This window comes from Paenibacillus mesotrionivorans (genome assembly GCF_046098205.1).
GTDB classification, from domain to species: domain Bacteria; phylum Bacillota; class Bacilli; order Paenibacillales; family NBRC-103111; genus Paenibacillus_AR; species Paenibacillus_AR mesotrionivorans.
This window is the reverse complement of the sequence record NZ_JBJURJ010000011.1, coordinates 147,168-170,590: the sequence shown is the minus strand read 5'-3', so window position 1 is coordinate 170,590 and position 23,423 is coordinate 147,168. Positions and strand designations below refer to the sequence as shown.

The 23,423-nt window shown below is 57.3% G+C and carries 17 protein-coding genes; 5 read left to right on the top strand and 12 right to left on the bottom strand.

Translation table 11 applies throughout. The features are described 5' to 3' along the window. Positions 1-89 precede the first annotated feature (89 nt). Positions 90-3,302: a glycosyl hydrolase gene (locus ACI1P1_RS17545; RefSeq protein WP_416217728.1), complete on the top strand. Its 3,213-nt coding sequence runs from the start codon at positions 90-92 to the stop codon at positions 3,300-3,302. Positions 3,303-3,751: 449 nt separating this feature from the next. Here the strand turns inward: ACI1P1_RS17545 and ACI1P1_RS17540 are convergent, their stop codons facing one another. Genes ACI1P1_RS17540 through ACI1P1_RS17530 form a run of 3 tightly spaced genes read right to left on the bottom strand, consistent with a single transcriptional unit; the run spans position 3,752 to position 8,185 of the window. Further along, the gene (locus tag ACI1P1_RS17540) at positions 3,752-5,011 is read right to left on the bottom strand and encodes a SpoVR family protein (protein WP_416217727.1); all 1,260 of its coding nucleotides are present in this window, start codon (positions 5,009-5,011) and stop codon (positions 3,752-3,754) included. Next, positions 5,008-6,237 carry a sporulation protein YhbH gene (gene yhbH, locus ACI1P1_RS17535; RefSeq protein ID WP_416217726.1) on the bottom strand — a complete coding sequence of 410 codons (1,230 nt, stop codon included), beginning with the start codon at positions 6,235-6,237 and terminating at the stop codon, positions 5,008-5,010. The genes ACI1P1_RS17540 and yhbH overlap by 4 nt, the downstream gene beginning before the upstream one ends. Before the next feature lie 49 nt (positions 6,238-6,286). Beyond that, a complete protein-coding gene (locus ACI1P1_RS17530; protein ID WP_416217725.1) occupies positions 6,287-8,185 on the bottom strand; it encodes a PrkA family serine protein kinase in 1,899 nt (632 codons plus the stop codon). A 212-nt stretch (positions 8,186-8,397) separates the two neighbouring features. Here ACI1P1_RS17530 and ACI1P1_RS17525 point away from each other — a divergent pair, with 212 nt between their 5' ends. Both ACI1P1_RS17525 and ACI1P1_RS17520 read left to right on the top strand, forming a co-directional pair. After that, positions 8,398-9,348 carry a nucleoside hydrolase gene (locus tag ACI1P1_RS17525; RefSeq protein WP_416217724.1) on the top strand — a complete coding sequence of 317 codons (951 nt, stop codon included), beginning with the start codon at positions 8,398-8,400 and terminating at the stop codon, positions 9,346-9,348. Positions 9,349-9,558: 210 nt separating this feature from the next. Continuing rightward, positions 9,559-9,852 carry a putative quinol monooxygenase gene (locus ACI1P1_RS17520; protein WP_416217723.1) on the top strand — a complete coding sequence of 98 codons (294 nt, stop codon included), beginning with the start codon at positions 9,559-9,561 and terminating at the stop codon, positions 9,850-9,852. 70 nt (positions 9,853-9,922) lie between these two features. On the opposite strand, the gene mscL is transcribed toward ACI1P1_RS17520, so the two are convergent. Further along, on the bottom strand, positions 9,923-10,312 hold the full coding sequence (gene mscL / locus ACI1P1_RS17515) for a large conductance mechanosensitive channel protein MscL (protein WP_416217722.1): 390 nt from the start codon (positions 10,310-10,312) through the stop codon (positions 9,923-9,925). A gap of 91 nt (positions 10,313-10,403) precedes the next feature. On the opposite strand from mscL, the gene ACI1P1_RS17510 reads away from it, so the two are divergent. Continuing rightward, a complete protein-coding gene (locus ACI1P1_RS17510) occupies positions 10,404-11,003 on the top strand; it encodes a class I SAM-dependent methyltransferase (protein WP_416217721.1) in 600 nt (199 codons plus the stop codon). Between the two features lie 559 nt (positions 11,004-11,562). On the opposite strand, the gene ACI1P1_RS17505 is transcribed toward ACI1P1_RS17510, so the two are convergent. The 5 genes from ACI1P1_RS17505 to ACI1P1_RS17485 form a co-directional block, all read right to left on the bottom strand. Then, positions 11,563-13,080, bottom strand: a complete 1,518-nt coding sequence (locus tag ACI1P1_RS17505; RefSeq protein WP_416217720.1) for a glycoside hydrolase family 32 protein — start codon at positions 13,078-13,080, stop codon at positions 11,563-11,565. A 279-nt stretch (positions 13,081-13,359) separates the two neighbouring features. Beyond that, positions 13,360-14,337 (bottom strand): LacI family DNA-binding transcriptional regulator, encoded by a 978-nt coding sequence (locus ACI1P1_RS17500; RefSeq protein ID WP_416217719.1) that lies wholly within the window; start codon positions 14,335-14,337, stop codon positions 13,360-13,362. A gap of 133 nt (positions 14,338-14,470) precedes the next feature. After that, positions 14,471-15,298 carry a carbohydrate ABC transporter permease gene (locus ACI1P1_RS17495; RefSeq protein ID WP_416217718.1) on the bottom strand — a complete coding sequence of 276 codons (828 nt, stop codon included), beginning with the start codon at positions 15,296-15,298 and terminating at the stop codon, positions 14,471-14,473. Beyond that, on the bottom strand, positions 15,298-16,182 hold the full coding sequence (locus ACI1P1_RS17490; RefSeq protein ID WP_416217717.1) for a carbohydrate ABC transporter permease: 885 nt from the start codon (positions 16,180-16,182) through the stop codon (positions 15,298-15,300). The genes ACI1P1_RS17495 and ACI1P1_RS17490 overlap by 1 nt, the downstream gene beginning before the upstream one ends. 99 nt (positions 16,183-16,281) lie before the next feature. Continuing rightward, positions 16,282-17,604, bottom strand: coding sequence for an ABC transporter substrate-binding protein (locus ACI1P1_RS17485; RefSeq protein ID WP_416217716.1), 1,323 nt, complete (start codon positions 17,602-17,604; stop codon positions 16,282-16,284). Positions 17,605-17,829: 225 nt separating this feature from the next. On the opposite strand from ACI1P1_RS17485, the gene gtfA reads away from it, so the two are divergent. Next, positions 17,830-19,290, top strand: a complete 1,461-nt coding sequence (gtfA, locus tag ACI1P1_RS17480) for a sucrose phosphorylase (RefSeq protein ID WP_416217715.1) — start codon at positions 17,830-17,832, stop codon at positions 19,288-19,290. Positions 19,291-19,415: 125 nt separating this feature from the next. Here gtfA and ACI1P1_RS17475 read toward each other — a convergent pair whose 3' ends face one another. From ACI1P1_RS17475 to ACI1P1_RS17465, 3 genes are all read right to left on the bottom strand, one after another. Then, positions 19,416-19,595: a hypothetical protein gene (locus ACI1P1_RS17475; protein WP_416217714.1), complete on the bottom strand. Its 180-nt coding sequence runs from the start codon at positions 19,593-19,595 to the stop codon at positions 19,416-19,418. Between the two features lie 464 nt (positions 19,596-20,059). Next, entirely contained in the window at positions 20,060-21,301 is a 1,242-nt protein-coding gene (gene pepT, locus ACI1P1_RS17470; RefSeq protein ID WP_416217713.1) for a peptidase T, read from the bottom strand. Between the two features lie 86 nt (positions 21,302-21,387). After that, positions 21,388-22,977, bottom strand: coding sequence for a DUF5050 domain-containing protein (locus tag ACI1P1_RS17465; RefSeq protein ID WP_416217712.1), 1,590 nt, complete (start codon positions 22,975-22,977; stop codon positions 21,388-21,390). Positions 22,978-23,423 lie beyond the last annotated feature (446 nt).

Below are 23,423 nucleotides of genomic sequence, written 5' to 3'. Positions count from 1 at the left end.
GCTTCACCGCCTTATCCCCTGCCCGCCGCGCAGCTATAATCAAGGGTAAACAGAAGAGCTATGCACGAAGGGGAAAGGTGGAGTAACGCATGGACAAACTGGAGCAGCTGCGCAATCCGCCCGCCATGTACCGTTCTGTTCCGCTATGGTCGTGGAACGACAAGCTGGAGCCGGAGGAGCTGGAGCGCCAGCTGGAGGAGATGAAGCAAGCGGGGATCGGCGGCTTTTTTATGCATGCCCGGGCCGGTTTGGAGACGACGTATATGGAGGAAGAGTGGATGGCGGCGGTGGATACGTGCATCCGCAAAAGCCGGGAGCTGGGTTTGTACCCCTGGCTGTATGACGAAAACGGCTGGCCCAGCGGCTTTGCCGACGGCAAGGTTCCTGCCCGCGGGGTTGCCTGCCAGCAGAAGACGCTCCGCTGCGAAATCGGTCCTTGCGCCGGGGAGCGGGACAACACAGTGGGGCTGTACCGGAGGACGGAGCAGGGGTATGCCTGCTTGCCTGCAGGAGCTGCGGCTGAAGAGGCGGATCTGCGGTTGTATTACGAGGTCAACCCCTATTATATCGATACGCTGAGCAAGTATGCTGTCCGGGCGTTTCTGGACGACATCCATGAGGTGTACTGGAACAGGTTCGGAGCGGAGGCGGGGGCGGAGATTAAGGGGGTTTTTACGGATGAGCCCCAGTTTGCCCGGGGGCAAATCCCGTGGTCCTTCGGGCTGGAGGCCGCCTTCCGGGCAGCATATGGCTATGATGTAAAGGAAGCGCTGCCTGCGCTGTTCGTCCAGGAGCAGGGGGCTGCTAAGCACCGGTATAACTTCTGGGAGTGTGTCACCGCTTTGTTCGTGGAGGCATACGCCAAACAGGCCGGCGAGTGGTGCGGGGAGCGGGGCTGGTCCTCGGTGGGCCATGTGGTGGATGAGCAGGAACTGATGCATCAGGTCACCTCCACGGGCGATCCTATGGCGTTTTATGAGTATTTGCAAATTCCCGGCTGTGACTGGCTGGGCCGCTTTACCGGTGAGGAGCCCATTGTGCCCAAGCAGGTCAGCTCCGCCGCCCGCCAATTAGGGAAGAAGCAGGCTATTACCGAAAGCTTCGGCTGCTCCGGCTGGGATGCTTCCTTTGCGGATTTGAAGCGTATCGGAGAGTGGCAGTTTGTCCACGGCATCAATCTTCTGTGCCAGCATCTCCAGGGCTACAGCCTGCGGGGTCTGCGGAAGCGGGATTATCCGCCCTCCCTGTTCTTCCAGCAGCCCTGGTGGCAGGAGTACCGGACGTTCAACGACTATTTCGCCCGGCTGTCCATGGTGCTGTCGGAGGGGATCCGCCAGGCGCAGGTGCTGCTGCTGCATCCGGTGCGCTCCGCCTGGGTGGAGCTGGCCGGGACGGATGTGTCCCGGATCAAGCCGTACCACGAGGCCTTCGCCCAACTGACCCGATGGCTGTGCCAGCGTTTTGTGGAGCATGACTACGGCAGTGAAAGCCTGATTATCCGCCACGGCCGGGTGGAGCAGGGGGAGTTTATCATCGGGGAGGCGGCTTACCGCACCGTGGTTCTGCCTCCTTGTGCGACGTTGAGCCGCAGGACGCTGGAGGTGCTGAAGCAGTTTGCGGCAGCAGGCGGCAGGCTGGTTGCCTTCGCGCCATATCCGGTTTTGGTGGATGGCGAGTATGATCCTGAGCTGCAGGCACTGCTGGCAAAAGCGCTCCGGCCGGAGTGGAGCCCCGAGGCGCTGCTGGAAGCGGTTGGCGGCGCGAATGCCGCGTTTATCCAAGTGCGGGACGCAGCCGGAGCGCCGGTTGTATCCGACGACGTGAACGTGCAGACGCTGGAGTGGGCGGGTTACCGGGTTTATTATCTGGTGAATTCCGGAACGGTACGTTACGCTCAGGCCCAGGTGGAGTTATGCCAGAGCGGCAGGGTGGCTGCTCTGGATCTGAAAACCGGCAAGCTGCGTCCGCTGGAGCAGGAGGAGGCAGGCGGAACTGTGAAGCTGTGCCTTGATCTGCTTCCTGCTGGTTCCTGGGTGCTGCTTCAGGAGAAGGAGCAGGGGCAGGCAGACCGGATTATGCCGGATGGAGCCCATATCTCAGTGGTTGCCACATCCAGCCCATCCGCCGATGAAAGAGGACTGGCTCCAGCCGGATGTGGGGCAGCACCAAGCTTCCCCATTGTCACGCAGGACCCCTCCTTATCTCCACGCTCATCCCCATCCGTCCGCACGCTGGAACTGAACCAGTCCTGGTGGGTGACCGCGCTGGACTTGAACAGCCTTACCCTGGATTTCTGCAGGCTGCGTGTGGAGAGCGGGGAATGGTCGGAGCCGCAGCCTGTTATTCTCCTGCAGGAGCAGCTATTAGCGTATGGGCGCCCTGTACAGGTGGAGCTGGCTTTCCAGTTCGGCGTAGCATTCGATACGAACGCGGACCGTCCGCTTTTTTTGGCGGTAGAAAAACCCGGGAACCTGTTCATCGAGCTGAACGGACAGCCTGTGGACATGGCGGATTGCGGCTGGTGGCGGGATACCTCCTTCCGCAAGCTCAATATCGCGGGGTTAACGATGCCGGGCCTCAATACGGTCGTGGTGAAGACGCTGTACTACAATTCTCCCGAAACCTACGAGGCTTTGGAGAAGGCACGCCGGTTCGAATCAGAGGGCAACAAGCTGAAGGTGGATACGGAGCTGGAAAGCATCTATGTGATAGGCGCCTTTGGGGTAACCAGCGGTGCCCCTTATACGGACGGCGAACGCCGGGCGGTGTTTAACGAGGGGCCGTTTACGTTGACGGAGCTGCCGGAAACGGTATCCGGCAGCGATTTGGTCCGCCAGTGCTTTCCCTTCTACGCGGGCAGACTTCAACTGGAGATGACCCTCCCCTTGGATCTGGAGGGGGCATCGGCAGCCCGGTGGGTATTCGGCGGGGCGCCGGACGCAGCGGTTTGCCGCTTGATCGTCAACGGGCAGGAAGCGGAGCGGTTCCTGTGGGAGCCTTATGAGGCAGACATTACGCGATACCTTCGGCAGGGGGACAATACCATTACTCTGGAGCTGGCCAACAGCTGCCGCAATTTGCTGGGGCCCCATCACCATATCAAAGGAGAGGTATACAAAATCGGCCCCGACAGCTTCAAGGATAAGCCGGGCTGGACGGACAAGGACATTCCGCCGGGTACTAGCATTTGGACGGACCGGTACGCCTTCGTAAGGTTCGGCCTGCCGGGTGCACCGCGGATTGAACTGAGCGGGGGGCAGCAGTCCCCAAGCCGCAGAGGTTGCCCGGTAATCACCGAATAACGAACGGATATCCGCCGACGAAATACCGCTGGTTTGGTTTCATCCCTCCAGCCAACCGAAGGAGTGTCTCGCATCCGGACTGTAGAGCCGTTATTTTGCCGGTTAGCGTAGTTTTGGATGTTTCGCGGACTCAGGAAACGCTATTAGTCTGGAAAACCGCTCAAACCGGCTCGTTCTTACCCAATAAGGGCCTCTATGTCCGAATCAGTGCCAAAACACTGATATTCCCCTAAATAGCGTCTCCTCTGTCCGTTAAGCAAACGGCGCCCGCCTGTGCACCCGAGCAGAGCCGGTATTGAACCAATCCCCAAAAAAGCTATCCCCCGTCATACATATGACATCCGGGATAGCTTTTTTGCCGCTAGCGGCTCACAAACCGGCTGAACATCTGCCTCTATCCGCCAACTGTACAACCAGACCTGCCAACTATCGTATCGCACCAGATCCAACTATCCCGCCACCCCCGCCAACACCTTTTCCCCGTCGAAGCTGTAGACCAGCCTGCGGTTGTCCCGGTCCCGGGTTTCCAGGTGGACGGGTTTACCCCATAAGCGGTGCACCAGCGGCAGCGTACGGTCCACATACCGGCGGTCCAGCTCCAGCCCGTCGTAGCGGTGGAGCAGCAGCAGTTCCCCGCGGCCGCCGTGGTCCCCATCCATGGCGGTCACATACGGGAACCCTCCGTTGGTGCGCTGGCGGATCAGGGTCTGCTTCACCTCCTCCACCTCCTTGGAGGTGACCACGTAGAGGTCGTCCTTGCGGCCGAAGAGGAACAGGTCCATTTCCTCCACCAGGGCCTTGTCCAGGTAGTTGCGGAGGAAGGACACGTCCGACTCCGTCTCCCGGATCTCGAACAGCGCGTCCAGCCCCTTATGGCGCTCGATGTACTCCAGCATCTTGACCCCCAGATAATACGGATTCAGGATGCCCGTCCCCGGCTGGACCACACCTGCGTTCATTTTGGCAAAATCCATAATCTCCGCCCCCGTCAGCTCCAGCTGCCGCACCAGGCGCAGATGCCAGAAGGTGGCCCAGCCCTCGTTCAGAATCTTCGTCTCCATCTGCGGCCAGAAGTACAGCATCTCCTCCCGCAGCATATACAGCACCTCCCGCTGCCAGTCCGCCAGGCTGCGGCTTTCCCCGGCGATGAAACCCACCACATCCTTGGTGCCGCCTTCGGCTTCCTTGAAGCCGCCCTTGGCGCCGAAGCGGGTGTGCGGGTCCACATGCTCATGGATGGCAAGCGCCGCATCCAGCGTTTCCTCCACCGCATCACTGCCAAACTCCTGCTCGAAGGCCCGCATTCGCCGGGCAAACACCGCCATCCGCTCCACCATCCGCCGGTCCGTTCCCCGGAACATGGCGTTGTTCTTGAAAAAATCGCTGTGCGCCAGCACATGGGCGACGATCAGCTTATTTTGCAGGAGCGTGTTATGGTCCAACAGAAAGGCGTAGCAGGGGTCCGAGTTGATGACCAGCTCATAAATCCAGCTTAGCCCGTAGTCGTACTCGGACTTCATCCGGTGGTAGGTTTTCCCGAAGCTCCAATGGGTGAATCGGGTGGGCATACCGTAAGCGCCGATGGAATACAGCGTTTCTGCAGGGCATACCTCATAACGCATGGCAAAAAAGTCCAGTCCCGCCTCCAACGCCATACCCGTAATTGACTCAATGGCCTGCTCCAGCTGCTCCGCTTCCGCGTGGTTCATGATACTCCCTCCCCAAAAAACTGCTTCAAGGTCCGGTACACATCCCCCTTCTCCTGCAGCACCGAGGTGGAGAAGGTCTCATGCTTGATGGCGGAGAGGCTGTCCCACAGCCGGCTGGCCCGCATGTACCGGCGGATTTCCCCGTAGCCCATCAGATTGGTGCGGAGCAGGAGCTGCTTTACCAGCTCTGCAGACAGGGCATTGTCCGAATCCATATTATCCCCGTCGGTAAAATGAAACGCATAGGCGTTATAGGCGGAGCCGGGATATTCCCGCTCCAGCAGGTCCAGCGCCAGGGAGTAGACCGAGGAGCAGCGGGTGCCGCCGCTTTCCCCCTTGGTGAAGAAAGCCTCCTCCGGTACCTGCTTGGCTTCGGTATCATGGGCGAGGAAGCAGACCTCCACCCGCTCGTAGCGGGTGCGCAGGAAGCGCACCATCCAGAAATAGAAGCTGCGGGCAATATACTTCTCGAAGCTGCCCATGGAGCCGGAGGTGTCCATCATGGCCAGCACCACCGCATTGCTCTGGGGTTTCCTGATGTCCTCCCAGGTTTTGAAGCGCATGTCCTCATTCTTGATCAGACCGGCCCCGCCGCCCGAAGCAGCTCCCGCATCCCAACCGGCCAACCCGCCTCCACCGTCGCTCCATGCTGTCGCCGCGCCGCCGTCGCCGCTGCCGGTCAGGCTCCGGCGCTTCAGGGACTCCAGGAGCGTCCGGCGTTTGTCGATGTTGCCCATCATGCCCTTGCGCCGGATATCATTGAACCGGATATCGTCGATGGACATATCCGCTTCACTCTTCCGCTGCAGGCGGGGCAGCTGCAGATCCTCAAAGATCAGCTCCGCCAGCTCGTCCACCGTCACCTCGGCCTCGTAATAATCCAAGCCGGGCTGGTCTCCCGGCTCCCCCTCCTGACCCTGGCCCGGCTGCCGGCCGTTCCGGGAGGCCCGGCCGAGGACGTCGCCGGCCTTGGTGCCTCCGCTGCCTTGGCCCACATGCTGCTGGCTGCCGTAATCATAGCGGAACCGGGGTTCATCCATTTCCCGGATTGGCACCTTCACAATCCGCTCCCCCTGGGAGGTAATAATCGCTTCCTCACTGACCAGCTCCTTCAAATTGTTGCGGATGGCCTCCTTAACCTTGCGGGCATGCCGTTCCTGGTCCCGTTCCCCCTTCCGGTGGAGCGACCAATCATCCCGGGACAGCACGAACAACGGCTTTTGCATGGGCTTGATCCCTCCTTAAAAGGTTGTACAGAGTCTTGCCGCCCTATTTTTACCGGTTCAACAGGCTGCCCACATACTTCAAGAGCTCGTTGGCGCAGGAGGGGCAGTACCCGTGCTGGTCCATCAGCCGGGCGGAAACCTCGTTGATCCGCTTCAGCTGGCCTTCATCGGGATTTTTCACCGAGGTTGTAATCTTCACCACATCCTTCAGATCCTCGAACAGCTTCCGCTCAATGGCCTCCTTCAGCTTCTCGTGGGAGGTGTATTCGAATTTCTGGCCACGCCGGGCCAAGGAGGAGATTTTGATCAGAATTTCCTCCCGGAAGGCCTTCTTCTGGTTTTCCGAAATGCCGATTTGCTCCTCAATGGAGCGCATCAACTTTTCGTCCGGGTCCCGTTCCTCCTCGGTGATGGGATCCTTGAGCTTAAAGCCGTTGCAGTAGGACTCCACATTGTCCAAATAGTTGTTCATGAGGGTATGGGCCGAATCCTCGAAGGAATAGACAAAAGCCCGCTGCACCTCGGTTTTGGCATGATGATCGTACTCCGCCCGGGCCATGGTGATCAGATTTAAAAGCCGCTCCCGCTCCTCCCGTGAGATGGAGGCATGCTGGTCCAGGCCTTCCTTCATGGATTTCAGCACATCCAGGGAATTGATGCAGGGTTTGTCTCCTTTGATCAGGGCGCTGGAAATGCGGTTGATCACGTACCGGGGGTCCACCCCGGACATGCCCTCGTCGGAGAATTCCTTCCGCAGCTCGGCGGCATCGCCGCTTTTGGCCCCGTCCACCTCCTGGCCGTCGTACAGATACAGCTTTTTCAACAGATCCATACCGGGTTTCTTGGAATCCTTCAACCGGGACAGGATACTGAACACAGCCGCCGTCTTCAAGGCTCCGGGGGCGATGTGGACCCCTTGGATATTGGACTGCTTGATCAGCTTGTCGTAAATCCGCTCCTCCTGGCTGGCTTTCAGGTTGTAGGGAATCCGCATGACGATCATCCGGGAGTGGAGGGCTTCGTTCTTTTTGTTGGCGATAAAGGACCGGTACTCGGTTTCATTGGTATGGGCGACTATCAGCTCATCGGCGGAAATCAAGGCGAAGCGCCCGGCCTTGAAGTTGCCCTCCTGGGTCAGGGAGAGGAGATTCCAGAGGAATTTTTCATCACACTTGAGCATCTCCTGGAATTCCATCAGGCCCCGGTTGGCTTTGTTCAGCTCGCCGTCGAAGCGGTACGCGCGGGGGTCCGATTCGGAGCCGTATTGGGAGATGGTGGAAAAGTCAATACTACCGGTAAGGTCAGCAATGTCCTGGGATTTGGGGTCGGAGGGGGCGAAGGTGCCGATGCCTGTCCGTTTGGCCTCCGAGAACAGCACCCGGGTGACGGGCATCCGTTCGGCGCGGCCGTCGAACTCCAGATCCAGCCGCATCCGGCAGACGGGGCACAGGTCCCCTTCGATGCGCACGCCGTATTCCGCCTGAAAATCCTCCCGCAGCTCATGGGGAATCAGGTGCAGGGGCTCCTCCTGCATGGGGCAGCCCTTAATGGCGAAGACGGCTCCGGCCTCCGTCCGGGAGAATTTCTCCATACCCTCCTTGAGCAGCGCCAGCAGAGTGGACTTGCCTCCGCTCACCGGGCCCATAAGCAGCAGAAGCCGCTTGCGCACATCCAGGCGCTGGGCGGCGGGGCGGAAGTATTCCTCCACCAGGGTTTGCAGATCCTCCTCCAGCCCGTATAATTGGGAGCTGAAGAACTTGTACTCCCGGCGGCCGTCTCCTTTGTCCTCCACACCGGCGGCTTCAATCATCCGGTAGATGCGGTCATGGGCCAATCCGGCAATTTCCGGCCGTTCCTTGACCATGTCCAGGTAATTCGTAAACGTACCTTCCCAATGCAGCTGATGTTCCTTTTCCCGGTAATGGGACAGCTTGTCCAAGAACGGCATAGACGGCTCCTCCTTCTCGGTAGTAGAATGTGAAGAACACAAAGACCCCTTGCGGTGATCTCTGCCGGAAACCAAACGGTGCAGATGCCGGAAACGGAACAGGGGTGACGGATGAAAGGGATTTATAACCTATTCTACAACATTTTTAATTGTCAGACAAATAAGAATATTCAGAAAATAATTAGAATATAAAAAATCAGGAGGAGACCAGCATGCAGCCAACCCGCATGATTATCGATGCCGATACGGGCATTGACGATGCGTTAGCCATTTTATTCGCGCTCCGCTCCCCACGTATCCATTTGGAGGCCATCACCACCTGCTTCGGTAACATCGCTACCGAACAATCCGCAGAGAATACGCTGCGGCTATTGGAGCTGGCGGCCCCGGAGCGCAGAATCCCTGTGGCTCTTGGAGCCAGGAAGCCCCTGGTCCGTCCCCAGCGGGAGTATGCTGTGCATGTGCACGGAAATAACGGGCTGGGCGGAGTGGAATTGCCAACCTCCCGGCAGCAGCCGGTGGAGGAGCCGGGGCCGGAGCTGATCTGCCGTATGGCCCGGGAGAATCCCGGCCAGCTGACCTTGGTAACCATGGGACGACTGACCAATCTGGCCCTGGCTTTGGAGCTGGAGCCCCAGCTGCCCACTCTGCTAAAGCGGGTGGTGGTTATGGGCGGAACGGTATTTGCGCCGGGGAATGTGTCGCCGGTAGCCGAAGCCAATCTGTGGGGGGACCCGGAGGCGGCGGACCGGGTGTTCTCCGCAGGATTGTCTCTCACGATGATCGGGCTGGATGTCACCCTCCGCACGCGGATTACCCGCAGCCATCTGGAGCTGCTGCAGCTGAAGGCTCCGGAGGCGGTTCAGCCGGTGATCCGGTTTATGCAGGAGAGTCTGGAGTATTATTTCGACTTCTATCGGCACAGCAACTTCTTCATGGACAGTGCCCCCCTCCATGATCCGCTGGCGGTAATCGCCGCTGTCCATCCCGAGCTGCTGGAATACCGGCCCATGCACGTCCGGGTGGACTGCGAAAGCAGTCTCTGTGCAGGTATGGTGGTGGCCGATCTGAGGCCGATCCCTAAAGTGGGCAGCGAAATTTCGGTGGCGGTGAATGTTCGTGAAGAACGGGCAGTGGGCAGATTTTTGTCCGTGTTCGAATAATAGACATAGCGCTGATGCTGCGGCTCCCGCTGCACCGAAGCGTGATGAAATCCCGGAGAAGGCCCTCAAATCGGCTTCACCGATTTCGAGGCTGCCATAACACCGTCCGGCCTGCGGCAGGGACTGTGTTATTTCAGGGTAGCTTGACCCTGCAAAAGGGAGTAGGATGGGAAGAGAGCAGTTATGCGAACAAAAAAGGAGAGATCATCCGTGATTATTATTCATGCCCGATTGTACGTGAAGCCGGAATACGTGGAGGCGTTCCTGGAGAAGTCCAAAGTGCTGGTAGCCGGCTCCCAGGCCGAGGAAGGCAATATCAGCTATGATCTGTTCCGTCAGACTGATGAGCCTGAAACCTTCATTGTGGTGGAGGAGTGGAAGGATATGGAGGCGATTGAATTCCATAATAATACGCCGCATTTTACAGGTTTCTTCACGGAAGCAGGGAGCTATTTCGCCAAACCCGCGCAAGTGAAGCGCGTGCTGGTGGAACGGGAAGTCTAATATGTATATAAAGAAACCCGGCGCCGGGAGCATAAGCTTCCGGTCTGCCGGGTTTTTGATGCAGATTGGATTAATTGGTCGAGCTGCCGTTTTTGCGCAGAGTGTCGCGGATTTCCGTCAGGAGCACCACTTCCGCACTGGGCGCTGCAGGCGCAGGGGCCGTGATTTCTTCCTTGCGCTTCAGCTTGCCCGCCATCTTGATGACAAAAAAGAGGGAAGCGGCGATAATGAAGAAGTCCACCACCGATTGAAGAAACACCCCATATTTCAGCACGGCATCCCCATACTGATAAGTCAAACCGTCCAGCTTGATGCCTCCGATAAGCAGTCCAAACAGCGGCATGATGATGTCATTAACCAGCGACGAAACAATTTTGCCAAAGGCGGCGCCGATAATAACGGCGACGGCCAGATCCAGCACATTTCCCTTCAATGCAAAAGCCTTAAAATCTTTCCACATATCCGATAAGCCCCCTGTACTCATAAATTCGTTTAATTATATCATAACTGCCCGTCTCTTTGGGGAGGCGGCAGACAGAAAGGGTGAAGGCATGGCTAAACGGCCGAAGACGGCAGTATTCGATAAACAGGCCCGGAAATATGCGGTGAAGCGGGAGGCAGCCTTAATGGTGGACTGGCGGAGCCGGCTCCTGAAGGCAGCGGAAGGTCGGGTGCTGGAGCTGGCTGTGGGGGCCGGAGTTAATTTCCCGTATTATCCTTCTGGCGTCAAGGTGACGGCGGTGGATTTCAGCACGGCCATGCTGGAGCATGCCAAGCAGGCGGCGGCCTCCTCCAATCTGGAGGTACAGTTTATCTGCGGCGACATTGAGAGCTTGGCGCTGCCGGAGCAAAGCTTCGACACGGTGGTGTCCACCCTGTCTCTGTGCGCCTACGATCAGCCATTGGCGGTGCTCCGCCGGATGCGCCGCTGGTGCCGGCCCGGCGGCCGGATTCTTCTCCTGGAGCATGGCAAAAGCACCAATCCGCCGCTGGCCCTCCTGCAAAAAGCGGCCGACCCGCTTTTGTACCGGATGCTGGGCTGCCACCACACCCGGGATATCGGCGCCTTGGCCAGGGAGGCCGGTCTGCAGGTGGAGCGTACGGAGCGCTGCTGGCTTGGCATGGGCAGCCTGATTTGGGCAAGGCCTTGAGCGGGTCCTGAACAAGCCTGCTGAGGATCGGCCCGCCAGCCTTAGGAACAACGGCGCGCCCCGACAAGACCTCATAAAACGCAGAAACGCCCGGTAAGGGCGTTTTTTTGATGAATCAGAACATATAAATGCTGAGGCGCCTTAGACCTTTCTTACGTTGAATCCCCAGGATAAGCCGGGTGCCTTCTGCTGGGAGGCCGAGCGGAAGACGCAGGTTGCGCGAAGCAGCCTTCACTGGCACCGGGGTTTTTCTAACGAATATCAGCAACGTTATATTGCCCGTTTCGCCCCTGTCTCTCTTATTAACGAATCTGTGGAAGCTTATTTCGCGGAAACATGCTCGAATTAGAGCAGTGAGCAGGAAATAAGGTGGCTCATATTCGTTACATGTTCGAAAAGGTCGTTTTTGCCGAAATAAGGCTTCTGAGATTCGTTAGAAACTTGGCAGGGGGGCGCATACTACCCGGCGAAGCTCGCCGAGGGCTTTTTTTTCGACTATGGTTCGCTGCTTTTACGGTCCGCTGCTTTTACGGTCCGCTGCGTCTATGGTTCATTGCGTCTACGGTTCGCAGCCGTGTTGGAAAGCTGGGCCCTCATCAGCCACAGTCGAACGGAGCCGGTGCAGCTCCAGCGTATGGATGTTCACCGGCGTATGGACTGCGTAAATCTCCACCCAGTAAGGACCGGGAGCGGGGAAGATCAAATCCGTCATGGCCGGATCTCCGTCGCCGGCGAATACCTCCACCGAGATCCGGTCTGCCCATATGCGGAGCTTTGGCCGGGAGGCGGAGGGGGGCAGCGGTGTTTCATGTCGGCAGGGGAAGGCCGGATGGAAGCCGGTTTCGCCGGAGACCGTCCGGTCGATATACAGCATTCCGGCTTGGGCATCGATGCCGATCCGGGTTTCCTGCCCGTCCCGTGTCCACAGCCGAACCCCAGCTTCCCCCGGCTCCCCGGCCCAGTCCCATTCCAGGGACAGCTCCAGCAGGGCGGCTTCGAAGCCGGGACGGAAGGGTGTTCCGGGGCTGGCTTGGACCCTATGCCAGGTGGCGGTTTCCTCCCGCAGCCCGGCGGCTTCCGCAACGGGAAGCTGCCGCAGGCGGACCTCGCCGCCGCTGGCGTAGAGGGATAGCTCCCGGGGCAGGGTCATGGCCCCGCGGAAGCTTGCGGCGGGGGTCACCGCCGCATATTTCCAGTTGCTCATCCAGCCCAGCAGGATGCGGCGGTTGTCCGGGGCGTCCGACCAGGTGACGCCGGCGTAATGATCCCGTCCGGCATCCAGCCAGCGGACGGTCTCCGCCGGTTCGCCGCCATGGAAGCAGCCGTCCCGGAAGGTTCCCAGGAAATACTGGGTCCGCGAGCCCTCCTCATCCTCAGGCGCCCCCCCGATGCTGACTAGCAGCACCCATCGGGTTTCCCCGGGCTGGCCCTCTACCGGAAGCGGGAATACGTCCGGGCATTCCCATACGCCCTGGTGGGAGCCCTCCCGGCGGCCGAATTCGCCGGTATAGGTCCACTCCCGCAGGTTGGGAGAGGCGTAGAAGCGGATATGGTCACCCGCTGCCAGCAGCATGATCCAGCGGTTCTCCGGCCCATGCCAGAATACCTTGGGATCGCGGAAGTCCGGCAGGGAGGGCTCCGTGAGCACCGGATTGCCCTTGTGCTTCACCCAGGTCCGGCCTCCGTCGGCACTGTAGGCCAGGCTCTGGCTTTGGCGGACCTCCCGGGTATCCGGCAGCGCCGCATGATGTGTAAACACGGCTACCAGGCCGGGTTTGCCGCCGAAGAAGCCGCTGGAGTCCCGCCAGTCCACCACGGCGGAGCCGGAGAAGATCATCCCGAACTCATCGGGATACAAGGCCACAGGCCGGTGCTCCCAATGCATCAGGTCGCGGCTTACGGCATGTCCCCAATGCATGGGTCCCCAGGTTTGACCGCCCGGGAAATACTGGTACATCAAATGATACTCCCCATTAAAATAAACCATGCCGTTGGGATCGTTCATCCAATTGGCCCAGGGAGAATAATGATACTGCGGACGCCAGGGGTCCGCAGGCTGAAGGAAGGATTCCCGCATATGCCACCGCGCCTTTCTATCCGTATAAGGAGCCCGCGGCTCCTGCTTACTGGGAGGGAATTCTGTTCAACGGAGTAATCGGTGAATAAATATTCATCAGGGTTCATTCCTTACCAGGAAAGAAGCGCCTTGGATGCTCAAACACGTTTTGTCGGCCTTGATTCAATTAAACTTAAGGGTTCAAAGCCGCCAAAAAACTCGCCCTCAAGTCTCTTCATTCCCTCCCAGTCATTCCACATGAATATTTATTCCTTGCTTGTTTCCCTCGTACAATCTCCTCTACGTCGTCTCCCGCTCCATCAGCTCTACCGGCAGCACGGTTGCGGGGGGAACTTCTTCCCCGGCCAGCTGCTTGAGCAGCAACTCCACGGCCAGCTCGCCCATTTGGCGGATGGGCTGGCGGATGGAGGTGATGGAGGGGACGAACCAGGAAGCCATAGGCACATCGTCGTAGCCGACGAGCTTGACCTGGTCCGGGACGGAGCGGCCCAGGCGGGCGCATTCCTGGAGCACGAAGGCGGCCATCAGGTCGCTGCCGGCGAAGATGCCGTCCACCTCCGGATGCTCGGCAAACAGCTGTTTCACCAGCTCCCGGTATTCCCCCTCGTCGAAGACGTTGGTGCCGGTTTCATAGGTCAGCGCCTCCACTCCACCGGCGGCAGCTGCCTCTACATAGGCGGCATCCCGCTGGTTCGCCAGCAGGTCCAGCGCCAGGTTGCCGCAGATATGGGCCAGCTTCCGGCAGCCCTTGTCCAGCAGCAGCTGCGTCGCCAGCCGTCCGCCTAGGTAGTTGTCTGAAGCGACATAAGGGATGGAAGCGTCAATCATCCGGTCGATGGTCACCAGCGGCCGCTGGAGGGTCCGGTACTCATCTACCTCCAGGGTATGGCTGCCCATAATGATGCCATCCACCCGGTTGCGCTTCAGCATATCGATATAATCTCTCTCCTTGTCGGGATCAAGATGGGAATTGCACAGCAGGATTTTGTAGCCCGAGGCATACGCGCACGCCTCCATATGGCTGGCCAGCTCCGAGAAGAAGGGATGGGCCACATCGGGGATAATCAGCCCCAGCACATTGGACTGCTTGCGCAGCAGGGAACGGGCCAGCTCGTTGGGCTGGTAATTCAGCTCCTCCATGGTCTCGTACACCCGCTTGCGGGTAGCCTCGCTGATGTACCCGCGGTTGTTCAGCACACGGGACACAGTGGTGACGGAAAGCCCGACTTTTTTTGCCACATCATAAATGGTTGCCATTGCATGATCCTCGTTTTCTGCTGGATGGTCAGGAAAAACTTGATAGTTCTACTATAACGTTGGAGGCAGGAGAGAGGCAAGGCTCCGGCAGGACGCGATCGCATCCGGCATATTCCGGCTCTTTTTCCCGGAACTACTTCACCGAACCCTGCATAACCCCCTGGATAATGTACTTTTGGGCAAACAGATAGATCACAATGACCGGCAGAATGGTCAGCACCAGACTGGCCATCAGCGGCCCGAAGTCCACGGTGTAGGTGCCGTAGAAGTTGAAGGTGGACAGGGGCAGCGTGCGCTGCTCCGGCTCCACCAGAATTAGCGAAGGAAGCAGGAAGTCGTTCCAGATCCACAGGACATTCAGAATAGCGATGGTCACCGTGGTAGGCATCAGCACCGGAAACACGATCTGAAAAAAGGTGCGGGTCCGGCTGCAGCCGTCGATCAGGGCGGCCTCCTCCAGCTCCTTGGGGATGCTCTTAATAAACCCGTGATAGATAAACACCGCCAGGGAGCTGCCAAAGCCCAGGTACATAAAAATCAGGGAAAACTTGTTGTTGAGCATATTCAGCGACCCGTAAATTTTGACCAGCGGGATCATGATTGCCTGGAAGGGAATGATCATGGCCGCCACCATCAGGAAAAACGTATTCTGATTGAACCGGGACGGATTCCGGACGAAGAAATGGCCGGTCATGGCCGCGCAGATGCCAATCAGGAGCACACTTACAGCCGTAATAATCAGAGAGTTGGTGAAGGCGTCCACATATCCCATTTTGTCAAAGGCGTTCACATAGTTCTGGAAATGAAGCCCGGTGGGCAGCGCCAGCGGATTGGAGGTAATCATCCGGTTCTCCTTGAAGGAGTTGAGCAGAAGCAGCAGGAAAGGCACCAGGAACAGGAACATCAGAAGCGACAGGACAGCCAGCTTGAGCGTGGAGCCGATTTTTTTATGGGCATGCATCAGGCTTCCACCTCCATTTTTTTGCTGAAATACACCTGGAGCAGCGTGATGGCGGCCACCAAGAGGAACAGCACAAAGGCCTCCGATTGGCCTACGCCGTAATCCCGGGACAGGAAGGCTTTCTGGTACACATGCATGGATACCATCTGGGTGGAGTTGAAGGGGCCGCCCTTGGTCAGGGACAGATTCACGTCATACACCATAAAGCCCCGCTGCAGGGACAAGAACATACACACGATGAAGGAGGGCACCATCATGGGAATGGTCATCCGGGTCAGCTTCTGCCAGCTGTTGGCCCCGTCGATGCTGGCCGCCTCCCCGATATCCGCCGGTACCCCCATAAACCCCGCCACATAAATCACCATCATGTACCCCGCATACTGCCACACGGATACGATCACCAGTGTCCAGAAGGCCTTGCCCGGCTCCGCCAGCCAGGAGGCGCTGAAGATGCCGATGGAGGCTTTTTGCCCCAGATAAACCAGCACATTGTTAAAAATAAATTGCCAGATGAAACCCAGCACGATCCCGCCTACCAGGTTGGGCATGAAGAAACCCGCCCGGAAGATGTTCTGCCCCTTCACTCCGGTAGTCAGGGCATACGCCAGGAGAAACGCCAGCAGGTTGGTGAGCACCACCGTAAAGGCCACGTACCGCAGCGTCAGCCCGAAGGAGCTCCAGAAGTGGGAGTCTGCGAAAACGGAGGCATAGTTTTTGAAGCCGACCAGGCTGTGGGTGGTGGATATCCCGTCCCAGTTGGTAAAGGTCAAATAAATGCCGTAGATAAACGGGACCATCATCACGGCCATAAAGGCGAACAGGGTAGGTCCGGTGAACAGGAGCCGCAGCCGCAGCCGGTTCCAGAAGCCTTTTTCTCCAATCATGCAGGTTCACTCTCCTTTATATCTGTAGCAAAAGTCCGGCAGAACAGAAGCGTTCTGCCGGAATCCGCGGGCGGCCCGGCAGCGGACCTTACCTCACTGTTACTTCACCGTTTTCCAGTAATCTTGAATTTCCTTGGCCAATGTGGCCCGGTCTCCCGCCTTGGACAGGTACTTCTGCATGGAGGCGCCGACCTTGGCCCAGTGGTCTGCAGGCAAATCGCTCATGGAAGGCTGCACCTTGCCCTTGGCCAGATAATCCTGGATGGACTTGCCTAACGGATCGGGAGCAGGCAGGGTGATGTTCTTGAAGGCAGGGACAATATTGGCCTTGTTCACCAGGAAGTCCTGGCCCTTCTGCTGGTACACGATCCAATCGAGGAATTTCTTGGCTGCCGCCTGCTGCTCGGGGGTGGACTTTTGCTTATCCACGACGATCCGCTTGCTTACCGCAGCCGAAATTTGGGTGTTGCCGTAGTCGTCGGGGTTATTGCTTACGGGAACAGGCAGGAAGCCGTATTGTTTATTGGCGGTGTCAAAGCCGGACAGCTGCGGCCACGCCCAGTTGCCCATGAACCACAGGCCCACCTGGCCCTTACCCAATACCTCCGGGCCCTTCTCGTAGGTGGTGGACAGCGGGGAGGCTTTGTCCATGTTGTATTTCATCATCACATCGAAGGTATCCATCAGGCCGTTGAACACCTTGTTGGCGGACAGGTCCACGGAGCCTGCCTTCAGCGAAGCGACGAATTTGTTGACCTGGGCAGTGTCCTTGCTTTGCCCGGCATAAGCCAAGGGCAGGTAGTGGGCGCCCAGGGACCAGTCCATGGGGGAGATGATCAGCGCTTTTTTGCCGCTGGCCTCCACCTTCTTGAACAGCTCCTCCAACGCTGTGGTAGTAGTGATGGTGGAAGGATCGAAGGTGCCGCCTACAGCCTTATCCACTACCGCTTTGTTATAAATAAAGCCGTATCCCTCCACAGCTAAAGGGAAGGCATAGTTTTTCCCGTCGAAGCTGGTAAGATCCAGCGCATTGGCGATGGCGTCTTTGTTCCATTTTTCATCTGTGAGGTCAAGGATGCGGTCCTTGAACTTAGCCACGTCGCCGGTGTCCAGCATAATCATGGTGGGCGGATTGCCGGAGGCGTACAGGGTGGAGGCCTTCTCAAAAGGGGATGAGCCCGCAGGAACAAGCTGTATCTCTAAGGTGATATCCGGGTTATCCTCGTGGAAGCTCTTGGCTGCATCCTCCAGCTGGGTCTGAATTTCGCCCTTGGAATTGAGCAGGGTAATCTTGACCTTGCCCGACCCGGAGGCCGGAGAGGCGGAGGCGCCGGATTTGCTGTCGCTGCTTCCGCAGGCGGCCAGGGAAGCGGCAAGTGATACGGTAAGTGCAGTCCAGGACAAACGTTTGAACCAATTCATATTTTTCATCCCCCTAAAATGATGTAAAAAATGAAAGCACTTTCAACTCGTCGACAATTGCATTATATGTTAATCGATTAGCCTATGTCAATCGGTTAGCATAAATTTATGTTAATCGATTGACATAGACAATTTGGGTTGGTTATACTAGGGGCAAATTGGTCCTGTTAACGCTTCCTTTGGGGATGGGCGTAGCGGGGGCCGATCCTCGAAGGAGATGTGATCATGGCAATCCGGAATGAAATCATGCTGATTACGTACGCGGACAGTCTGGGCAAGAATCTGAAGGAAACCGCCGGAATTCTGAATACCCATTTGAAGGGTGTGGTGGGGGGCGTACATTTACTGCCCTTTTATCCGTCCTCCGCAGACCGGGGGTTTGCCCCCATGACCTACCGGGAGGTAGAACCGGCCTTTGGCAGCTGGGAGGATGTGGAGGGGATCGCCCGGGATTTTTATCTGATGGTGGATTTCATGATTAACCATATCTCCCGGAGCTCGGACTATTTCAAGGATTTTGCCGCCCGCAAGGATGAATCCCCTTATGCGGACTTCTTCATCCGGTACAAGGATTTTTGGCCGGATGGGGAGCCTACGCAGGAGGATGTCGATCTGATTTACAAACGGAAGCCCCGGGCTCCTTACATTGACATCACCTTCGCCGACGGGAGTACGGAAAAGGTTTGGTGCACCTTTGACGAAGAGCAGGTGGATTTGAACCTGTACGGGGAAACGGCGCAGCAGTTTGTGTGCGATGAGCTGGTTCATCTGGCGGATAGAGGGGCGGCGGTTATCCGCCTCGACGCCTTCGCATACGCCACCAAGAAGGTGGGGACGAGTTGCTTTTTTGTGGAGCCGGATATCTGGAACATGCTGGGGGATGCGGCTTCGCTTCTGGCGTCCAGGGGCGTGGAGGTGCTCCCGGAGATTCACGAGCATTATTCCATCCAGCTGAAGCTGGCGGAGAAGGATTATTACGTCTATGATTTTGCTCTGCCGATGCTGGTGCTGCACGCCCTGTACAACGGCAGGAGCGACCGGCTGCTCCATTGGCTGTCCATCTGCCCGGGGAAGCAGTTCACCACTCTCGACACCCATGACGGCATCGGCGTGGTGGATGTCCGCGGCCTGCTCACCGACGAGGAGATCGAGGAAACCAAGGAGGCCCTGTTCTCACGGGGCGCCAACGTGAAGAAGATCTACAACACGATGGCGTACAACAACCTGGATATCTACCAGGTGAACTGCACCTATTACTCTGCTTTGGGCGACAATGACGATGCTTATGTGCTGGCCCGTGCCATCCAATTCTTCTCCCCCGGCATTCCCCAGGTGTATTATGTGGGGCTTCTGGCAGGCCGCAATGACATTGCCCTCTTGGAGGAGACCAAGGTGGGGCGCAACATTAACCGCCACTATTACTCTACGGAGGAAGTGGACGCGGAGCTGCAGCGTCCGGTGGTGCAGCGGCTGTTCAACCTGATGCGCTTCCGCAATACTCACCCTGCCTTTAACGGCAAGTTTGCGATAGTCTCCCACGAGGAGCCCCATCTGCTGGAGCTTTCCTGGACCGGCGACGGCCACAAGGCTGTGCTGAAGGCGGATCTGGCCGCACACACCTTTACCGTTTTATACGGAAATGCGGCCGGAACCCCCGACGATTATACCGTTTTGGAGGATGTGTAAGACAAGCTGCGTTTAGCGGCAAACGCTAGCGAACGCTAGGCATTTGCAGGGTCGATAAAAATCAACAAAAAACACCACAAAGAACCGGTCTCCGTGCTGGAGCCGGTTCTTTGCTTTTGGCCGATTCATTCCAAGTAGGCCATACTTACAGATTGGGGTCCACCAGCTGCCGCCAACTCCCGTCCGCCGTCGTTGGCCATCAGATGCTGCTCCAGCTCCCGTCCGCTGCAGTCGGCGCCAGCTCCCGTCCGCCGCCGTTGGCCATCGGATGCCGTGCCAGCTCCCGTCCGCTGCCGTCGGCCCATCAGATGCTGCGCCGACTTCTGTCCGCCGCCGGCTGTTTCACCGCTAACGGCGGTGAGAGACGCTATTTGCCTGTTTTCGGCGCTGATTTTTTTCTAACGGCGGTGAGGGACGTTATTTGAGGCAAAATGGCCTCAATCAGGCTCAATTGGAGCCAATAAGGGCTCTCACTTCCGTTAGAGATTTTCGCCACCCGTTTTGGCGCAATTAAGGGCTCTGGCGTCCGTTAGAATTTCACAACCCGCGAATTGCCTCGCGGCGGCCAAACTGGTGGCACCGCTGCACTCTGAGAGCCGCTGTCCGCTGGACTTTGGAGACCGTCGCCCGCTGATCTTGGGACTACTGTCCACTGTCCGCTGCACTCTGGGAGCCGCTGTCCGCTGGACCTTGGAGACCACTGTCCGCCCGGCCTTAGGACAGCTGCCCGCTGAACCCTGAGGCATCTGCCTGCCGGTAACCTGTACTTTTATGCCTCGGCTTTTTCCTCGAACAGACGGGTAATTTCCACGATGACCTGGGTGGCCTTCAGCATCGTATCCACCGACACGTACTCATATTTGCCGTGGAAATTCTCCCCGCCCGCAAAAATATTGGGCGTCGGCAGGCCCATATAGGACAGCTGGGAGCCGTCCGTGCCTCCGCGGATGGCCTTCACGATGGGCTTAATGCCCAGATTGACCATAGCCTGGTGGGCCACATCGACGATTTCCTTCACCGGCTCGATTTTCTCCCGCATGTTGTAATATTGGTCCTTAATCTCCACCTTCACGCTGCCCGGCCCATATTCGGCTTCCAGCTCCCGGGTGATTTCCACAATCCGGTTCTTACGGGCCAGGAAGCTCTCCCGGTCAAAGTCGCGGATCATATACCGCATGGTGGTAGTGTCCACAGTGCCGTTAATGGATTGCAGGTAGTAGAAGCCCTCATACCCCTCTGTAAACTCGGGGGCTTCCTCCTTGGGCAGCCTGCTGTTGAACTCCATGGCAACCTTGGCGGAGTTGACCATTTTGCCCTTGGCTGTGCCGGGGTGAACGACCACACCCTTGAAGGTCACGGTAGCGGCAGCGGCATTGAAGCTCTCATATTCCAACTCGCCCAGGGGCCCGCCGTCCAAGGTATAGGCAAATGCTGCGCCGAAAGCCGGCACATTGAACTTGTGGGCGCCGCGGCCGATTTCCTCATCGGGTGTAAAGGCGACCCGGATTTTGCCATGGGGAACCTCAGGGTGGGCGATCAAATAAGCCATAGCCGTCATAATTTCGGCGATGCCTGCTTTGTCATCTGCACCCAGGAGGGTGGTGCCGTCCGTGGTAATCAGGGTTTGGCCCTTGTACCCGGCCAGCTCCGGATAGGCGGAGACGGAGAGTATGGTGCCATTGGAGGCATTCAACACAATGTCCTGGCCGTTGTAATTTTCGATCAGCTGGGGATTTACATTAGCACCGCTGTAGTCCTGAGCTGTATCCATATGGGCCAAAAAGCCGATGACCGGCACTGAGGTTTTGCTCGTATTGGCAGGCAGAGTAGCCATGACGTAGCCATGCTCGTCAACGGTAACCTCGCTCATGCCCATCTGCTTCAGTTCCTCTACCAGCTTATGGGCCAATGCCCATTGTCCCTCTGTAGAGGGGCAGGTATCGTTATGCTCATTGGATTGAGTATCTAACTTCACGTAGGAGGTGAAGCGCTGGATGAGTTCATTTTTCATCGGAAATCAAACTCCCTCGAATGTGGTGGCCAAGCCTTATTGGCTTTATCATACCACGCCTCGGTGATGATGCAAAAATCCATACCCTAAAATTGTAAAGCCTTCAGTGATGTTTCACCCTCCAGCTTAAACAGCAATTGATCCCCATCTGTAAAAAGGGCTTCCACATTTCCCTCCATACGCAGCTGCACTTCTCCGCGGCTGTCGTAGACGTTCAGAGTGAGTTGCCTCCCAAGGGTTTGCGCCAAAATCCGGTCTTGGGTGAAGTACACAGGAGCAAAGTAATTTCCGCTGATCTCCTTCGGCTCCCTACCCCTCTCTACTTTAAAAAGCTGATTCATCCAGCCCTCTACCAGCACCGTGAAAAACACCGTACCTCCCACCGAATCAAATTCATGCACCTTGTGCTGGCCGGAGAGCAGTGTTTCCTGCTGCCCATTCAGGTCGGAAGCATAAAGCAGGCCATCGGCTGTTTTTACGTACAAGATGCGCCTATCTGCTGTGACCTTGAATTTGTCTATAGACTCTTGGAATATCAAGGTGGGCTTCCTTGTTTTCAGATCGATCCTCCATACCCGTTTTGACTCCCGACGGTTCTCCGAGGAGAGGGGGTATGCCGAACCGTGCGTGTACAGATTGGTGCCGACTACCTGCATATTTCCTGTAGCATACTCCGTTGCTCCATTGTCCGAAATGTTAATGGCCCAGCCGTAGATCATGGACGGGTCGCCCAGAATAACCGGTTCGGCATCCTCCGGAGAGCCTTCGGGAACCAGTTTCAGATTTGGCGGGCTGGGTGCGACAAAATAATTCACAAGCACCCGCCCCATTGGAGAGTCGCGAAAATCCACCTTGCCGGAGGGCCCTACCTCCGCCGTACCGTCTTCATTCAGCTTCACATAATGGTCACTGCCCATAATCGCGCCGCCCATATGATAGTAAAGCCACAGGCTGCCATCCCGCACAGAAAAGCTTAATCTGGGGTTAGGTCCATACGTGGTGCTGTATTCATACTCATATACGTGCTCTCTGGCTTCCGGGTTGGACACCGGACTCCGGTAGATGTGGTTCAGCGGCCCATCGGTCTCGGCAAAATAGTAATAGTCCTTATAGACGGCGAACCCATTGCCGGCGGCATACTCCGGAAGCCCAGCATCCTTGACCTGGGGGTTGGCCGAACGAATGGAGAGTCCGCTGGAGTCGCTCCAGTCATATTCCCAGCCGAAGGCATCATGGGCGTAACGCCAGGTCAGCGGAAAATAAGTGATGTTCCGGAAGCTCAGGAGCGGGTACTCCTCGGTGCGATTATCGATGGCCTGCCCATTGACCGTAATTGGTCCCGCGGTCAGCTCCGCCCGGTAGCTGCGGGCAGTGTTTGCTTCAGCGGACGCATAGCCGTGGTAAGACGCAGTAATGTTGCTCTGCTGCACGGTTAGCCCTTGATCGGGGGACCATTGGTTTTCCAGTCCTAGATAGCGGGAATCGTACCAGGTCATGGGGACATAGGTAATGTCCTTGTACACAATAAGCGGGTATTCCCGGTTGCGATTATCCACGGTTTGCCCGTTTAGCGTAACGGGAAATGAGGGCAGCGTAATAGTCAATCGCGGATCAGCGGCTTGTGTTTTTTCCGGTACAGATAAGATGCTGGCTCCTGCCAGAATGAAACCGGCCAAGACGATCCGGATGCCGAGTTTATATGAAGTGGGAAACAGGGATATCCTCTCCCCTTTGGGAATTTACTTACAAATGGTGAGACGCGTTCCTTCTCGCTAAAGTTGCACCCAGCGGTATGGATATTATTGCGGGAGGAGCAGTGGATTCGAACGGATAACACACTTGCATACATATACAGATACGATCCCGTCTGCTCAGGAAAGCGAAAGAACAGATTGAGATAGTTTTATAAGGAAAAATATTCCAAATTAAGCCGCGGTATAACGGTCTTATGCCCCTGTTCGAACACTATCCCATCTACTCAGGACAGTCGGCAGAACAGTAACGGAGGTGTTGTATGCGATATTCTTATAGAACCGGGAAGCCTGGGTTTGCAGAAATAAGGTTGTCGAATTTAACGGAACTTGGAGGTGGGGAGGTGCTCGAGTTGGAATCGTCAGAACCC

Bases quoted from the DNA above. Each gene is read 5' to 3' on its own strand.
- yhbH (WP_416217726.1), bottom strand. From the start codon at position 6,237: ATGCAAAAGCCGTTGTTCGTGCTGTCCCGGGATGATTGGTCGCTCCAC.
- ACI1P1_RS17495 (WP_416217718.1), bottom strand. From the start codon at position 15,298: ATGCATGCCCATAAAAAAATCGGCTCCACGCTCAAGCTGGCTGTCCTG.
- ACI1P1_RS17545 (WP_416217728.1), top strand. From the start codon at position 90: ATGGACAAACTGGAGCAGCTGCGCAATCCGCCCGCCATGTACCGTTCT.
- ACI1P1_RS17500 (WP_416217719.1), bottom strand. From the start codon at position 14,337: ATGGCAACCATTTATGATGTGGCAAAAAAAGTCGGGCTTTCCGTCACC.
- ACI1P1_RS17525 (WP_416217724.1), top strand. From the start codon at position 8,398: ATGCAGCCAACCCGCATGATTATCGATGCCGATACGGGCATTGACGAT.
- ACI1P1_RS17475 (WP_416217714.1), bottom strand. From the start codon at position 19,595: ATGGGCCGACGGCAGCGGACGGGAGCTGGCACGGCATCCGATGGCCAA.
- pepT (WP_416217713.1), bottom strand. From the start codon at position 21,301: ATGAAAAATGAACTCATCCAGCGCTTCACCTCCTACGTGAAGTTAGAT.
- ACI1P1_RS17485 (WP_416217716.1), bottom strand. From the start codon at position 17,604: ATGAATTGGTTCAAACGTTTGTCCTGGACTGCACTTACCGTATCACTT.
- gtfA (WP_416217715.1), top strand. From the start codon at position 17,830: ATGGCAATCCGGAATGAAATCATGCTGATTACGTACGCGGACAGTCTG.
- ACI1P1_RS17490 (WP_416217717.1), bottom strand. From the start codon at position 16,182: ATGATTGGAGAAAAAGGCTTCTGGAACCGGCTGCGGCTGCGGCTCCTG.
- ACI1P1_RS17540 (WP_416217727.1), bottom strand. From the start codon at position 5,011: ATGAACCACGCGGAAGCGGAGCAGCTGGAGCAGGCCATTGAGTCAATT.
- ACI1P1_RS17530 (WP_416217725.1), bottom strand. From the start codon at position 8,185: ATGCCGTTCTTGGACAAGCTGTCCCATTACCGGGAAAAGGAACATCAG.
- ACI1P1_RS17510 (WP_416217721.1), top strand. From the start codon at position 10,404: ATGGCTAAACGGCCGAAGACGGCAGTATTCGATAAACAGGCCCGGAAA.
- mscL (WP_416217722.1), bottom strand. From the start codon at position 10,312: ATGTGGAAAGATTTTAAGGCTTTTGCATTGAAGGGAAATGTGCTGGAT.
- ACI1P1_RS17505 (WP_416217720.1), bottom strand. From the start codon at position 13,080: ATGCGGGAATCCTTCCTTCAGCCTGCGGACCCCTGGCGTCCGCAGTAT.